The 15,332-nt window shown below is 45.0% G+C and carries 14 protein-coding genes; 5 read left to right on the top strand and 9 right to left on the bottom strand.

Going from position 1 to position 15,332, the window contains the following annotated elements:
* Positions 1–25 precede the first annotated feature (25 nt).
* The gene (locus tag ACFPFU_RS23940; protein ID WP_377068958.1) at positions 26–607 is read right to left on the bottom strand and encodes a porin family protein; all 582 of its coding nucleotides are present in this window, start codon (positions 605–607) and stop codon (positions 26–28) included.
* Positions 608–896: 289 nt separating this feature from the next.
* On the opposite strand from ACFPFU_RS23940, the gene ACFPFU_RS23945 reads away from it, so the two are divergent.
* On the top strand, positions 897–1,670 hold the full coding sequence (locus tag ACFPFU_RS23945) for a hypothetical protein (RefSeq protein ID WP_377068959.1): 774 nt from the start codon (positions 897–899) through the stop codon (positions 1,668–1,670).
* A gap of 170 nt (positions 1,671–1,840) precedes the next feature.
* On the opposite strand, the gene ACFPFU_RS23950 is transcribed toward ACFPFU_RS23945, so the two are convergent.
* The 7 genes from ACFPFU_RS23950 to carB form a co-directional block, all read right to left on the bottom strand.
* Positions 1,841–2,944, bottom strand: coding sequence for a hypothetical protein (locus ACFPFU_RS23950; RefSeq protein ID WP_377068961.1), 1,104 nt, complete (start codon positions 2,942–2,944; stop codon positions 1,841–1,843).
* Positions 2,945–3,228: 284 nt separating this feature from the next.
* Complete coding sequence (locus tag ACFPFU_RS23955) at positions 3,229–3,786, bottom strand: hypothetical protein (protein WP_377068963.1); 558 nt, start codon at positions 3,784–3,786, stop codon at positions 3,229–3,231.
* Positions 3,787–4,158: 372 nt separating this feature from the next.
* Positions 4,159–5,700 (bottom strand): vanadium-dependent haloperoxidase, encoded by a 1,542-nt coding sequence (locus ACFPFU_RS23960; protein ID WP_377068965.1) that lies wholly within the window; start codon positions 5,698–5,700, stop codon positions 4,159–4,161.
* A complete protein-coding gene (locus ACFPFU_RS23965) occupies positions 5,697–6,614 on the bottom strand; it encodes a transporter (protein WP_377068967.1) in 918 nt (305 codons plus the stop codon). The genes ACFPFU_RS23960 and ACFPFU_RS23965 overlap by 4 nt, the downstream gene beginning before the upstream one ends.
* A gap of 257 nt (positions 6,615–6,871) precedes the next feature.
* The gene (locus ACFPFU_RS23970; protein ID WP_377068969.1) at positions 6,872–7,417 is read right to left on the bottom strand and encodes a hypothetical protein; all 546 of its coding nucleotides are present in this window, start codon (positions 7,415–7,417) and stop codon (positions 6,872–6,874) included.
* A gap of 94 nt (positions 7,418–7,511) precedes the next feature.
* Positions 7,512–7,766, bottom strand: a complete 255-nt coding sequence (locus ACFPFU_RS23975) for a DUF4834 family protein (RefSeq protein ID WP_377068971.1) — start codon at positions 7,764–7,766, stop codon at positions 7,512–7,514.
* Positions 7,767–7,969: 203 nt separating this feature from the next.
* Entirely contained in the window at positions 7,970–10,789 is a 2,820-nt protein-coding gene (carB, locus tag ACFPFU_RS23980; protein ID WP_377068973.1) for a carbamoyl-phosphate synthase large subunit, read from the bottom strand.
* A gap of 137 nt (positions 10,790–10,926) precedes the next feature.
* Here carB and ACFPFU_RS23985 point away from each other — a divergent pair, with 137 nt between their 5' ends.
* Both ACFPFU_RS23985 and ACFPFU_RS23990 read left to right on the top strand, forming a co-directional pair.
* Positions 10,927–11,463, top strand: coding sequence for a GNAT family N-acetyltransferase (locus ACFPFU_RS23985; protein WP_377068975.1), 537 nt, complete (start codon positions 10,927–10,929; stop codon positions 11,461–11,463).
* Between the two features lie 26 nt (positions 11,464–11,489).
* Positions 11,490–11,828 carry a hypothetical protein gene (locus ACFPFU_RS23990; RefSeq protein WP_377068977.1) on the top strand — a complete coding sequence of 113 codons (339 nt, stop codon included), beginning with the start codon at positions 11,490–11,492 and terminating at the stop codon, positions 11,826–11,828.
* 292 nt (positions 11,829–12,120) lie between these two features.
* Here the strand turns inward: ACFPFU_RS23990 and ACFPFU_RS23995 are convergent, their stop codons facing one another.
* A complete protein-coding gene (locus tag ACFPFU_RS23995) occupies positions 12,121–13,410 on the bottom strand; it encodes a YncE family protein (RefSeq protein WP_377068979.1) in 1,290 nt (429 codons plus the stop codon).
* Between the two features lie 461 nt (positions 13,411–13,871).
* Between ACFPFU_RS23995 and ACFPFU_RS24000 the strand changes: the two genes are divergently transcribed.
* Together ACFPFU_RS24000 and ACFPFU_RS24005 are read left to right on the top strand one after the other, a co-directional pair.
* Positions 13,872–14,189, top strand: a complete 318-nt coding sequence (locus ACFPFU_RS24000; protein ID WP_377068981.1) for an RNA polymerase alpha subunit C-terminal domain-containing protein — start codon at positions 13,872–13,874, stop codon at positions 14,187–14,189.
* A gap of 462 nt (positions 14,190–14,651) precedes the next feature.
* Positions 14,652–15,239: a hypothetical protein gene (locus ACFPFU_RS24005; RefSeq protein WP_377068983.1), complete on the top strand. Its 588-nt coding sequence runs from the start codon at positions 14,652–14,654 to the stop codon at positions 15,237–15,239.
* The last annotated feature ends 93 nt before the right edge of the window (positions 15,240–15,332 follow it).

Here is a 15,332-nt window from a genome sequence, read left to right on the forward strand (position 1 = left end):
CCCCTTTCTGACCGGTTCATTTGATTTAAAACAGTCTGAAGCCCAAAGAAAGGATCAGCTGGTTTTGCCGTTGGTCTGTAGGTACTTGGGAAAACCCGTTGACCGAGTTGGTCAAGCCCCCTTCATATTTGAGGTCCATCAGGAAATTGCCGATGTCCAATCCAAGCCCCGCCTGGTATCCAAAGGTAAAATCCTCTGTCGGCGGAATAATATTCCCCTGACCGGAATCACTGGATCTGATATCGCTGTTCAGCATATAACTGGCAATGGGACCAGCCTGAAGCCTGAATATGCCTGCAAAATTAATCCCCACCATCACCGGTACATCCAGCCTGTCAAAACTGACATCATAATTAAAGGTGTTTCCGCTGAAGGATCCCCCGGTATTCGTGTACAAAACTTCAGGTTGGATAAAGATGATGGGAAGATTTATTCTGGCAAACGCTCCCAGATGATAACCCATTTTTGAATCTTCGCCCTGAAAACCGTCGGTTACCCGGACATCTCCCTGTGAAATTCCAAATTTAGGCCCGACAGAAAGGAATTGCGCGCTAACCGGGCCCGCCGCCAATAGGGTTAAGGACAAAATAATAAGTAGCTTTTTCATTGGTTTCTACGTTAATGGTTTGTGATGATGAAAACCGGTATCCTTTAAACCAAAAAGGTGCCAGAATATTGTTTTAGTTGGATTTTAAATTTCCGAAAGACAGAAAGTAAATGATGAAAGTATGGAGGTATCGCGCAGACATTCTTGTTGGCTGTATGATACAGGAAAGGGCAATCCGGAATTTTCTTGAGCTTTTATCTTGATTAGGGAAATCTGCCTATATTTAGGGCCGGCTAGCCGGACACTTGATCGTTTTCCATGCCTTCTGTTTCGATAATTAAGTGAATGTATGAATAGAATTGTTTACCTTTTTTATATCATAGGCTTTTCCCTTTTGTTTTATTCCTGTCTTGACGATAGGGATAAGATTGCCCATGATCCCTTTATCGGCAAACAGGCCGCAAGAAGAAGCGTCGGCCAATCTGCAAGCCAGATTCTTTCTGATGAAAGATTTACCAGGCTGGAAGTGGAAATCGTTTATATGGAGGGTGTCCGTCCCACCAATGAGATGATCAACAACATAAGGGGGTTTTTAGAGGAATTGATCCGGAAACCGGAAGGGGTGATTATCCAGGACAGGGCTATTCCGGGAAGGGGCCAGTCAAATTATACCGTGCAGGAAATCAGGGAGATGGAAGAGGAGCACAGGGGGAAGTATAACGATGGGAACACCATCACTTTGTTTGTCCTTGTTCTGGATGGGCATTTCAACAATGATGATGAAGAATCTTTTGCCCTTGGAGCGGCGTACCAGAATACCAGTATTGTATTGTTCGGGAAAAGGATCGAAGAAAACTCAGGAGGATTCAGAAGGCCCAGCCGGGGGGTTCTGGAGTCTACGGTGGCCTTACATGAATTGGGACATCTGATGGGGCTGGTGAATGTGGGATCGGATATGGTGGTGGATCATGAAGACGAAGAATACGATTCCCATTGTGACAATTCAGAGTGCCTGATGTATTGGGCTGTGGAGACAAGCGGCTTGTTTAATTTAACGGGAAACAACATTCCCGCTTTGGATCAAAATTGCAGGAATGATCTTACGGCAAACGGCGGAAGGTAGGGGCATAACCGGCCATTCAGGAGAATATACTGGATGGGACGAATTTGGGAAAAGCTCAGTTTAGTCAGGCAGAGATAAAGTTTTTTTGTACCTGAATGAGGACATGAAAAAGGGGGCGTAGATCAGCTATCTACGCCCCGGGTAAGTCAATTTCCTTTACTTTACCATGCTTATTGGATGTTGAACACGTCGGAGGTCTTCTTAGGAATTCTCCATGCCAGGGTAAAGTTGATCAGGTAATCGGCGAAAGCGGCATCCCCATGACGGTAATTCTCTGCGGTAGAATCTGCAATATCCGTCAAACTCCTGGTCCTGTTTCTGATCAAGGCGATGGGCACGTTAAGCGAGGCAGTCACGTTGCCCAGCATATAACTGACACCAGGCTCTACCGATACGATGTAGCCCGGCCTTCTAAAACCATCGCTGCTGCCGATCAAATCCCTGACAGGGATTCCCTCCACCCGGCCTCCCAGGGAAACGCCCAGCCCATGGCCCAATATAGGCATGAACAAACCGGAACGGAAAGCGTATTGATCAGGAACACTCATGATCGCCTCACTTTGACGGCCCCTGTTTGTGAATGTTCCGTTGGTGTTCCTCGGATTAAACATGTAAAAGCCATCATAATACAGGAAGAAATGAGATAGGTTCCAAATACCCTGGGCATCTACTATCAGGCCTACGCCTCCATCGCCCAATTGGATGGATTGATCGACCGGTCTCACTTGAGGTTGTCCTTCCGGCCCTACATTATAGAAGGTACTTTTGGCATTGTAGTTACCTGTGGGAAGTTTGAAGCCCAGTCCCAGGGCAGTATTGCCCCGTTTGGCCTTTTCGCTGGACAGCAACCAATAGCCAGCGCCGAATCTCATATCAGCAAGACCTCCGGAATAAGTCATGTGGCGTGAATTCCTGCCATGCTCATACAATGAACTTCTTTCGTTATAGGCAAAAGGCAATGAGACAATCCCATACACCCTATCTGAAAAGGCGTAGTTGATATTAAAGTCCCATCCATGGGACCAGTTGATCACCTCGGTGTTGTTGGCTATCCTGTTGGGCTCTTCGTGTGTGCCTCTGAAATGACGGAATGATTTAAAATACCGGTAATTCATGGCAATGTTCCATTCCCCTTTTTCGATGATATTTCCCTGGCCTACGGCATTGCCTATTCCTGAAAACTGACGAATGGCTACACAACCCTGTGCCATGGAAGATGAATGATAAAAGAGTGCCGAACCGAGTAGAATCAGGCTGTATAAATATTTTTTCATAATTTTCTGTAGTTGAGATGAGTTTTTTTAATTCTGTAGCTGGTTTAGCCAGGGAATCATAGGAAGAAGGCCTATATAAAACTTTTTACCCATTGCATCCACCAGCCGGAACTTACTTCCTTTTCTTGATGACTTAGTCAAGCTATGAACGGATTACGTGTTGCGTTTTACCGCATCGTATTTTGCACGTGAAAGCAATGTGTTTTTTTAAGTTCTATCAACGGCCGTTATCCGGATAAAATATGGTGTTATCCTCTCTGCAATCCATTGATCCTTACCAAAGGCTATCCCAGGAAATCAATCATCTTTGTTTTCGGGGGTGGAGAAGGAAGTTTCAAAGAGACGGTTTTGAAAAATACGGGTAGTACGTCCTGAAAGACAGCCTGGTTAAAGCCAGATGTCTCAAAAATGAGTACAAGTTTGGGATACAGGTAATCTTTAATGAAGTTTTGGGTTAATATTCTCTCCTGCTGGTTTTCAGCGTTGCTTTCAGGAACAAGAGAAATAACCCATTGCTTAAGGTTGAATTCCAGCTTTATTTTGGCCATATCAGGCACATACAGCAGTTCAAAGGTATCATCCGCAAACCGCTTTTTGATTGCCCTATAGGACTTGCCGTCTTTTTTGAATGGAATGTTGGTCAATTGAAAACCTTCTTCCTCAAATGAATAAGGCAGCTTCATGGGGATTTTCATTACCTGGTAATCCTGAAAATCTTTCTTATAGACCTTGCTGGTCCAATCTGACTCAATGACGTGTTGATAGGAAAAATAAAACACATAATACCCAAAATGGTACACCAGGAAACAGGCAAGAAGCAGTATGGATATGATTTTTCTCATGTTTTCCCTATCGTGTCAAATTTAATGAAAAAATTTTAATTACCTAATTTAGATGATGATAATGATATTTAATGTTTCCAACGGACATTGGTCGTAATTTTATATCAAAAAGTGGTGGATTTGAAAAGTATTGAATTGGGATTCGGCACAAGTAGGTTAAGTGGAATTAGTTTTATTTTCGGTGGGCACAAAGGTTGCTTTGCGCCCACCGAAATCCAGGTGTCGGAATGAGCCCTCAAGTGTCACTGGCACCTGGGGAGCGGGCCAGATCCACCGTTTTTACCCGTTGGCCACTTGGTAGGGACATGATGTAGATTTTAAGAATCTCTACATGGCCGGTCCGGGCAAGTCTGCATAGGGGAGGTAAGGGGATCAATTGGCTCCGTCATTTCTCATCGCTTCGACCACATAGGAGGCGACAGCCTTGCCCTGTTTGATGCCCTCTTCACTGTCAAATCGGTAATGGATTCCTCCATAAATCCTGGATTCTCCGGCTTCGACCGCCTTTTTTCTGTATATGTCCGCATTGCCCGGGAATATTTCAGCCAGCACTTCGGCGGCTGCCGAAGAGAAGGTGCTGTGGCCTGAGGTATAGGCAGGGAAGTTTGGGGTCCCTAATATGGTCTTGAATCCGGGGATGGTTTGTACAGGCCGTGGATAATGGTAATGATATTTTGCTGCCCAACAGGCAATGCCCGCATCCATCATGGCCATGTTGAGATAGGCGAATATTCTTGCGGACCTCAACGGGTTGAGTTGATGCCTGACTATATCTTCCTTCGCTATCCTGTTCCAGTGGCCAGGGGGAGTATACGATCCAATACCATCATTCCACCAGTTCGCAATTTTTCTTTGGGACTCTGTTCGGTTTTTTGCCAGGCGCTTGAGCTCGTCCGCGTGCTTGTTGAATTCAGCGGATCCGGGTACCGGCGGGGGAGGGGGCATTACCACGTCGGTGTTTGGCACCAGCCAGAGTTTCACGTTTCCGTACATCGGGGTCAATCCCACGGGGCGCTGGGGTGTCTCCATGTTATCCCAGCTCCAGCCGAATCTTTCGTACGCTACATTTTTGATCGAATCAGAAACAGGTTTTGGGACCTGGGCACTCCTCATGCCGTCGGTAGCGGCCCTTTCCAGTGCGAGTTTCGCAATTTCGGAACCAATGTGTGTGCCTGCGGCGACGTCACTTTCGACATTCAACCCCGCCCATTTAAGGGAAGCCAAATGCTCTTCCGCCAGCTCATTGATATAGGCCTGTTCCAGAGGAAACATCGCCGACAGAATGGTTTTGGATACTGCGGTTACAATGGCACCATCTGAAGGGTAGGCCGGAACGTCGTTGTTGGTAAATCCCGGAACAATGGCATTATCCACTTTATAGGGACTTGGCCTATTGTATTGGAATTTGTAATTCCACCCTACCACCAAACCGTCATATTGCGCCACACTCAGATAAGCCAATGCCCTTACCGTATAAGGAGGATGTGCAAAAGGGAAATAGGGGACTTTTCCCGGGTTGGCAGGATCAGGCAAGGTGTATGTGTTGTCTGGATTGGGACCAGGTATCAGATTGTATTTCGCCGCAAGTTCCAGCGCTATTTCATTCCACCGTATAATGGGATTGCTGGTCCAATATGCAATGGCGTCCTTTTGATTTTTCGACAAATTTGAGTTGGCCTCTTTAACCGCGTTCAGTTCATTTTGATAGGTGGCTGAGGATGTGCTTTGAGGAACCGGAACTTCTATTTGGGAAGGATCGGTGATCAAAACGGTTTTCCATGCACCGCCTTCGCTGTCCAATCCGCTGAAGACGTAGTCATCATATTTGTAATTGACAGGCAATTCTTCCAAACAGGAAGTCGCCAGGGCCAGCAGTATCGCAGCCGCGAATATAAATCGTATATGTGTTTTCATTTTTGTGCAATTAATTGGAATTGGTAATTGAGGCCCCCACCGATCATGTCGAACTTGCCCATGTTTCTTCCATTCACAAAATGGTTGTAATAGCCGATGATGCCTAGTCCTTTGACGTTTTTCAGATAGTATTGGGCAAAGCCTCCCACAAAAGCAAAGTCCATTTTGTTGGTGGGCTGTCCCATATTATAGGACCGGATATCGTCTCCGGACAAGCAGTAAAGGTTGGCATAGGTAGCCTCAACCCTCAAACGGTTTTCAAGCAACCACTGCCCAATGGTCAGATTATAGTTCATCGCATTGGGTACATCCATAAACGTGGTGTAATAGCTGCCGTTATTGTAGTAATAAGGTCTCTCTGCTTCCGTCTGACCTCTCCACAGATAAGCCAACGATCCCCGGAAATACAGCCCTTGGTTTAGCCGGTAAGCAGCAATTGCTCTGGCTCCCAGTTCCTGAGTGCCGAGCCCGATACTAAACGGTATATAGTCGGAAAGGTAGTTTGAGGCAGGTGTGTTGAAACTTATGTTGGTGAACAAGGACACCTTTCCCTTCCAGGCCTCCTTTTCCAGCCATTTGTTCTTCAGGGAAAAACTCAGGTCTTGGATGCCTTTAACGCCATCCATGTTGCCCCCGCTTGCCTCGGTTCTCACGTAGGGCAGGCCGACTATCAAATTGAATTTGTCGGTAATCCCGAATGCCACCATGGGCATTACCATTTGTCTGGTCAGGGTCCCGATGTTTTGGTTTCCCCTTAGGTATTTGCCTTCCCAGTATTGATCCCACGTGCCGTATTCGTATAGCGCGGCTATACATATTTGGCCTTTTTTCATCATCAAATCGTCCGTTGGGGTCTGTGAATGCACATGCATGGCCACCCCCAATAGAAGTATTGCTGTGATTATGCTTTTCATAAACAATCTGTAAGTTAGGTTGATATAGGTATTGAAGTAGGTTTTGGTGAACCTGTTGCAGCGTTGCAGAGATGATCTTCATCGGAAATTACCGCTCAATCAGTAAATGTCACGCTTGATTTAATGATCAAAGCGGCCACGTTGTTGATACACCATCGCCTCCGTACCATTTTTACCTTAGGTAAACACTTTTGATAGGGAGCGAGGATGAGTTCGGGAAGATTGTTCCGGGAATATCTCTGGTAACGAGCAGGTATTTAGGAAAAAGATGACTCCGGCGGGGGGGCATCCATGAAAACCACCGTGTCTGTTAATGCCAGGTTCAATTCGCCATAGTGCCAGGAGAATGTATAAAAAGTTCTTTTGAAGCAATAATCCATTGTCAGCCGGATAAAATCCTTGATAAAAGTTTTTGCCACGACTTTATCCTTATTGTTTTCTGCGCTGGCTTCTGAAGAGATGGAAATCACCCATTGCTTGAGGTTTACCTCCAGCTTTATTTTGGCCATATCTGGGACATACAGCAGTTCAAAGGTATCATCCGCAAACCGCTTTTTGATCGCCCTATAGGACTTGCCGTCTTTTTTGAATGGGATGTTGGTCAATTGAAACCCTTCTTCTTCAAATGAATAAGGCAGCTTCATGGGGATTTTCATGACCTTGTAATCGTGAAAGTCCTCCCTGTAGACCTTGCTGGTCCAATCTGTCTCGATAAGGTGTTGGTAGGAAAAATAAAACACATAATACCCAAAATGGTACACCAGGAAACAGGCAAGAAGCAATATGGATATGATTTTTCTCATGTTTTCCCACTTGCTCCAAATTTAATCAAAAAATTATGATTACCTAGAAAAGCATATGAAATGATTTTCTTACGTGAAATCTAAAAAATACAGACTAATCTTTTACCTCTTCGTAGTCTATGTAATCTCCCCCCGAAATATTTCCTGAAGATTTCTTTTTGTAATCTTTGGGCACATAGTCCACATTCACGTTTCCGTCCCGTGGTTGATTTTTACTTCTGTAATCCGCTCTTTGGGCTTCCTGTACCTGGTCCACAAATTTTTTCAGCTTGCTCCGCAGAAAGTAGCGTAGCAGACTGGAAAAGATCCACCCCAACGCAATAAAGAAGATGATTATTTTTAAAAGCATGATACTTAATGTTTTTTACCGGACACCCGCAAGGCGTTTTTGTTCATTACCTTAAATGATAACGGTAATGTCTAAAGGACCATTCAATAATAATTTAATTTTTACAGAAAAACCAGAATGGGATGGTTGTTCCGTAGGGTTATCTGGCAGATCCGGTGTCCCCGGGGGGTTACCGGATCTGCTTGTACCTTAGCTTATTAACCTTATTTACTCAGGTAAAGGTTTCTTTCGGAGTAAATTTTCAGGAAATAATCATCCAATAAGTCCTCTATGAAATAGATGGATTCTCCCGTGGATTTCATTTCAGGCCCTAATTCTTTGTTCACATTGGGGAATTTATGGAATGAAAAGACGGGTTCTTTTATCGCATAGCCGTTTTTGACGGGATTAAACTTAAAGTCAGTGACTTTGTTTTCACCCAGCATGACCTTGGTCGCATAATTCACATAAGGTTCTTGGTATGCCTTGCAGATGAAAGGTACGGTTCTGGATGCCCTTGGGTTGGCTTCTATGACATAGACTTTATCATTTTTAATGGCAAACTGGATATTGATCAGCCCTTTTGTTTCTAAAGCCAGCGCAATTCTTTCCGTATAGTTCTCGATCTGGCGTACTACCAGGTCACCCAGGTTGTAAGGTGGGAGTACGGCATAGGAGTCTCCGGAATGGATACCTGCCGGTTCGATGTGCTGCATAATGCCGATGATGTACACGTTTTCGCCGTCGCATATAGCGTCAGCCTCTGCTTCAATCGCGCCTTCAAGAAAGTGGTCAAGCAGGATTTCATTGTTGGGGATATCTCTCAATACATCCACCACATGCTGTTCCAGTTCCTTTTCGTTGATCACAATCTTCATGCTTTGGCCTCCCAATACATAAGAAGGCCTTACCAGCAACGGAAACCCCAGTGTTTTGCAAAGCTCCAATGCTTCGTCCGTGTTGTGGACAGTGCCGAATTCAGGATAGGGCACGTCGTTTTCTTTAAGCAGGGTAGAAAACCTGCCCCGGTCCTCCGCCAGGTCCAATGCCCTGAAACTGGTACCGATGATGGGGATATTGTACTTATCCAGCTTTTCGGCCAGTTTTAATGCAGTTTGCCCTCCCAACTGGACAATGACGCCTATGGGGTTCTCGTGGAGGATGATTTCGTAGATGTGTTCCCAGAATACGGGCTCAAAGTAGAGTTTGTCAGCAATGTCGAAATCGGTGGAAACCGTTTCGGGATTACAGTTGATCATGATGGTTTCATAACCACATTCTTTGGCCGCCAGTACGCCATGCACGCAGGAATAATCAAACTCTATCCCCTGTCCCACGCGGTTAGGGCCGGATCCCAATACCACAACTTTTTTGCGGTCTGAGGGAGTGGACTCGTTTTCATCACCGAAACTTGAGTAATAATAAGGAGTCTGGGCCTCAAACTCTGCCGCGCAGGTATCCACCAACTTGTACACCCTTTTGATACCCATTTCCTCCCTTCTTTTATTAAACACCTGGCTTTCCAGGCATCCCAAAAGGTGTGCGATCTGCCGGTCTGCGTACCCTTTTTGCTTGGCGATCTTCATCAGGTCATAGGGGATGGATTCAAGTGTATGTCCGGCCAGGGTGATATCGAGATGTACCAGTTCTTCAATCTGCTTGAGAAACCATTTGTCGATTTTGGTCAGGTCATGGATGGTACGGAAGGAAATCCCCAGTTTGAAAGCATCATAGATATGGAACAGCCTGTTCCAGCTTGGATGCTCCAAACTGTGCAGGATCATATCCTGGTTTGTCAGTTCTTTTCCGTCCGCGCCTAAGCCGTTCCTTTTTATTTCAAGGGACTGACAGGCTTTCTGCAGGGCTTCCTGGAAATTTCTGCCTATGCCCATCACTTCCCCCACCGCTTTCATGGAGAGTCCGAGTTTTCTGTCGGAGCCTTTGAATTTGTCAAAGTTCCACCTCGGGATCTTGACGATAACATAATCGATGGCAGGTTCAAAAAACGCGGAAGTATTGCCGGTAATGGAGTTTTTGAGCTCATCCAGGTTATAGCCGATGGCCAGTTTGGCAGCCACTTTGGCGATGGGGTATCCGGTGGCTTTTGATGCCAGGGCCGAGGATCTCGAAACCCGCGGATTGATCTCAATACCGATGATGGTCTGATTGTCCGGGCTTACGGCAAACTGCACATTGCATCCCCCCGCAAAATTCCCGATTCCGTTCATCATTTTTATGGCCAGGTTCCTCATTTCCTGATACACGGTATCCGGTAAGGTCATGGCAGGGGCCACGGTGATGGAGTCACCGGTATGGACGCCCATTGGGTCGAAGTTTTCTATGGAGCAGATGACGACCATGTTTCCGAGGTTGTCCCTGAGCACTTCCAGTTCATATTCCTTCCATCCCAGGATACTCTGCTCGATCAGGACTTCGTGGGTGGGGGAGGCCTGCAGACCGGCGCTCAGCGCTTTCTCAAAGTTGTCGGGGCCATCTACAAATCCGCCTCCGGTACCTCCCAGTGTGTAGGAAGGCCTGATCACCAAAGGAAACCCTATTTCCTGTGCGATTTCCTTTCCCTGAAGAAATGAAGTGGCAGTCCTGCCTACGCAAACGCTGACATTGAGTTTTTCCATCAATGCCTTGAATTTTTCTCTGTTTTCAGCGGTCTCGATCGCGTCTATATCCACGCCGATCATTCTGGTGCCAAATTTTTGCCATATCCCTGCTTTGTCACAGTCGATGGCCAAATTAAGGGCGGTTTGTCCTCCCATGGTGGGGAGCACACAGTCTATATCAGGATGTTCTTTGAGAATCTGAACGATGGATTTTTTTTCCAGTGGCAATAAGTAAACATTATCTGCGGTCACCGGATCGGTCATAATGGTAGCAGGATTGGAATTGATCAGGGTCACTTTGATCCCTTCTTCCCGCAGAGAGCGGGCAGCCTGGGATCCCGAATAGTCAAATTCACAAGCCTGCCCGATGACGATAGGGCCGCTTCCGATAATGAGGACATGATTGATACTGCTGTCTTTAGGCATGCTTGATCGAGGTTTTTTAGAAGTATTTACTTATGGCTAAATTGGTGCAAAATTAACCAAAATATTTTAAGATACATGATTGACTTGATTTTTCGGTAAGGTATTTCCACTTTGGAAAGGGAAACCGTAAAGAGAAGATGACTGATATTGATATAAAAAAAGTAACGCTTACGGAAATTGACCAACTACAAAAAATTGGCAGACAGACTTTTTACGAAACTTTCTCAGCTGGAAATTCCGAACAGAATATGAAAAAATATCTGAACGAAGGGTTTTCTGATAAAAAACTGACTGCGGAATTGAATGACAAGAACACCGAAGTTTATTTTGCTACACTGGACAACAATGTCATCGGTTATTTAAAGCTGAACTTCGGACCATCGCAAACAGAACTACAAGACGACAAGGCGCTTGAAATTGAACGCATTTATGTTTTAAGAGACTTTCACGGGAAAAATGTCGGGCAGTTACTTTATGATAAAGCAATCCAGGTGGCGAGACAGAAAAACGCTGATTATGTTTGGTTAGGAGTTTGGGAAGAAAACCCGAGAGCGATCAGCTTTTATAAGAAAAACGGTTTCGTGGAATTTGACAAACATATTTTCAAATTGGGCGATGATGAGCAGACCGACATCATGATGAAGCTTGAATTAAAGGAAACAGGTGACAAGTAAGGCTCAGACACATTAAACAACAATCCATGAAAAAATATATCTGTATTTTAGTTTACGCTGTTTGCTTTGGCTGTTCTGAAGAGAATGATTTGCTTCATGAGTATTACAATCCAGCGGAAATCAAACAGCTTCATAAGCTGATTGACTTTACGAAGAATGAACTTTCTAAAAATTGCAGTAATGAAAAAACGAGTTGTATACTTGGTTTTTTTGATCAATTTAAAGATCTGGGGGCGAATCAGGATCTGAATATACCTATTTCAGTGGATAAGGAATTAAAACTGCTCCGCTCAATTGACCTGGACCTTTTTAACGACATTTGGGCAAAGTGTAAGGGAAAAGACACAGAGGTAAAGACAAGGTGACGCCGGTAGAGAAAATATGTCTTAATCCTGATGGTCGATTTGTCCAATTTTTAATTGACGCCAAAAACAGATATCCCCATCTCGAGAACTATGGTTCATATTTCGATGTGATTAAAGACTATACGCCAGCAATGAACGCCCTTTTGCTTAAATATCCAGAAACATTTAATTTTGAACAAATGACGAGTTGTTAATTGTAGCCATACATATTTTGACCTTAAATTATCCTGAACAATGAATAAGACACCCTCTATTGAAATAAGGGTGTCTTTGATTCCAGGTCTAATTCCGGTCAGAATATATGGCGTACTTTAATCCCATGAAAGTCACTGGCCTGCCGGTCTTCCAACGGGGCCGGTTGAATCACCGCGATTTTCCTTCTTGTGGCGGTATTGATGACTGAAAAGCCGGGTGTTTCTCCGGTGGCGACATGGGCGGCACCACTGCGGGGATTTGGTCCGCGTAGCGTGATGAATGCGTATTTGCCATCGGGGGAAAAATCGAGAATGTCCGGGCTGCTTCCCACATCATCAAGATAGTGGACAATTTTATCGGTCTGGGTGTTGATGATTATGCCGTTGTCACTTCCACGGTTCACCTGCCACAGCCAAGGTCCCCGTGGACTTATGCGGGCACCGTGTGCATCCACCCCCCGGGTATCACTGCTTGATTTCATCAGGGTGTGGTTGGAAGTATCAAAAACATACCATTCACCACTCTCCGCAACGGGGATATTCGGATCACCCGGGTCTCCCCAGTTTGCATACATTTTACTGCCATCCCGGCTAAGTGCCAGTCCGCAATTGGCTTTTACCTCTTCCCTGGAAAAGGCCTTCACAATCTTGGGTTCCCCCGATAAAATATCCACCACCACCAAGCCTCCTGCCCCTGGACCAAGGGTAACATAGGCAAAAGCACCGTTAGCCGTATAGCCATGGCAGACCGGTGCCGAGACATTCATTCCCAATGCACCGCCGCCTCCGCCTTGAACTCCGGTGAATTTGTCTATCCATTCCGGATCGGTCAATAAATTGAGTTCACGTCCAATCGCGAAACTTTCGGTTGCAAGGTCTACAGTAATTTCGGTAAAGGTGACGGTACCTATGTTGGCCACCCATATGGATTGATCATCAGGCGTAAAACTGGCCATATGGGCACCGGCTCCGGTAGCTATCACTTCAATTACTTTCCGGTCCGCCGTGCGGATTATGGCCACATTGCCCGATGCCGGCGAAGCGACTGCCGCATATTCATGGGTTGAATTGAATTCGATCATATGGGGCATTGTCACCGGCAGGGGAATTTCTCCTGCGGCATACAAGCCGGAAAAATCAATGACATCAGTTTCGCCAAGACTGGAATTAAAAATATGTATCCTGCTGAGATCAGTCCCCTGGTCAAGCGACCAAACTTCATAATCTTTTACTTTTTTCCCCTTCAACATTATGGCCTGGGGGCCCTCATCCTTGAGGGCAGTCACATCACTCTCCATTACAAAATCGCATCCCTGAAATATCATAAATAATATCAAAACAGATGACAGGGGATGCGGAAATTTTCGTTGGTTGATAAATTTTCGCATAATTTTTTTGATTTTAGTAGGATTATAAATAAAAGATGATGATTAATAGACTTTTGGAATAATAAATATATAAAGAATACTAATAATTCCAAATTTTATACCTATTTGTTACCGATCTTTATTCCGGATGACATTTTGGCTCTTCATTCTGATCGCTGGCCGGCTGGATATCCCCCAGTGCCGCCTTTTTCCAAGATCAGGTGATTTTTTGTCGCTTTCTCCCCCCACGATTGACTCGTTGTCTCCTATTGAAAGTGTTCAGCATTGCCTACTTTTGAATCGGATTACCTATGGACCAAAGCAGAGGGATGAAAAACTAATTGCCGGGCAACACGGAGTGGGAAGCGCTATCCGGAAGGTTCGCTTTTTGCTGCCGTTGTCACGGGCCGACGGTAAGGGCTCCAAAAATACCCGCCTGCAGACCCTGGATTTGAAATAGACAATTAAAACAGAGATTCAAAATGGCAACAGCAAAAAGAACATTGAGAACCTGTAAAAAAGGACATAAGTATTACAAGAGTACGGATTGTCCGACTTGTCCCACCTGTGAAAAAGAGAAGAAGCCTTCAGACGGCTTCCTCTCACGGCTTTCTTCTCCTGCGAGAAGCGCACTCTTGCATTATCTTGACATTGACACGGTGGAAAAGCTATCCATGTATACAGAGAAAGAAATACTGAAACTCCACGGAATGGGTAAAGCCAGTATGCCGATATTACGGAAGGCATTGGAAGAGAAAGGGCTGAGGTTTAAAGAAGAGGATGAAGCCGCTAAGCGCTGAGGGAAGGTATGGCCATATTTGACTGGGGAAAGCAGATCGTTGCGGTACCCATGGGACGGTGTGTCGTTTGTATGTCCTGCACCGGAGCGGGCAAGAACGCGACCGTCATGGGATCGCTTCGGCGCGGGCAACGTCTTTGTCAATTATATCGATGGGTTGCCGCTCCTCGCGACGGAGAAAACCCGCCCGTCACTGCGAGGCTTAACATTTAGAAAGTAACCACCCAGAGTGGAATTAGCAATCATACCTTCCCACATCACTTCCATTTACAATTGGAAAAATTGAATCACAGCCTCACCTATCTTACCCGCCAGCCTTATTCTACCGGTTCAACCAAAACCTTTCCTTTTTGGTTGATAGCTTCAAAAACTTTCACCCGATTGATCCGTAAAATTATAGTTAATAAGGAAGATTAAGTTACCATTATTTTTCATTGACATCATTTTATAAAAGTATGCCGCTATGACTAAGCCCCGATCAGCATCCTATCTTGGCCTTTTCCTGATGGTTTTGTTTTGTGCTTCCTGTACCAATTTCCAAAGGGCCATCAGCACACAGAAGCTGAGTACACCGGAACAACCTGTGGATAATTTTTTAATCCTTTTTGTAGAATATAAGGATGAAATTATCAGATTGGATGAGGAATACTACAACAAAGCCTTGAAAGGAAAATTCAACAATCTTGAGCACCAGCGGTTCAGGGACCACATGGCAGATGTAGCCTGGGATATTTACCTGCCGGTAAGGGCGTTTGATTATAGAATCATTTTTGAAGGGCATAGGGATTATACATTTAATGATTTCCAAGCCCGCTTGGATCAGCCCAATTTGAATTATGTACTTCTGATCAATATGAAAAATAATGATATCAGTGGTGATGTGCCAATAAGGAACTTTCAGGTTTACCTATTTGATAAAAATCAAGAACAGCCTATCTGGACTGGGTTTGGCTACCATACGGGCAGGCACCTTTCCATAAAAGCAAATGCCCGGAGATTGCTGAACCGCATCAAGAAAGACCTCATCGCCGAAGGGATCATTAACAATTAATTTATTGGCTCATTTAAACTGATGGGATTTAAGTGTTGATACCCCCGACAGGCCTTTGTATATTTGGTTGAATGATTTGTTTTGCATTAATGG

The organism is Negadavirga shengliensis, from assembly GCF_042652345.1.
In the GTDB taxonomy this organism is placed as follows: Bacteria; Bacteroidota; Bacteroidia; order Cytophagales; family Cyclobacteriaceae; genus Negadavirga; species Negadavirga shengliensis.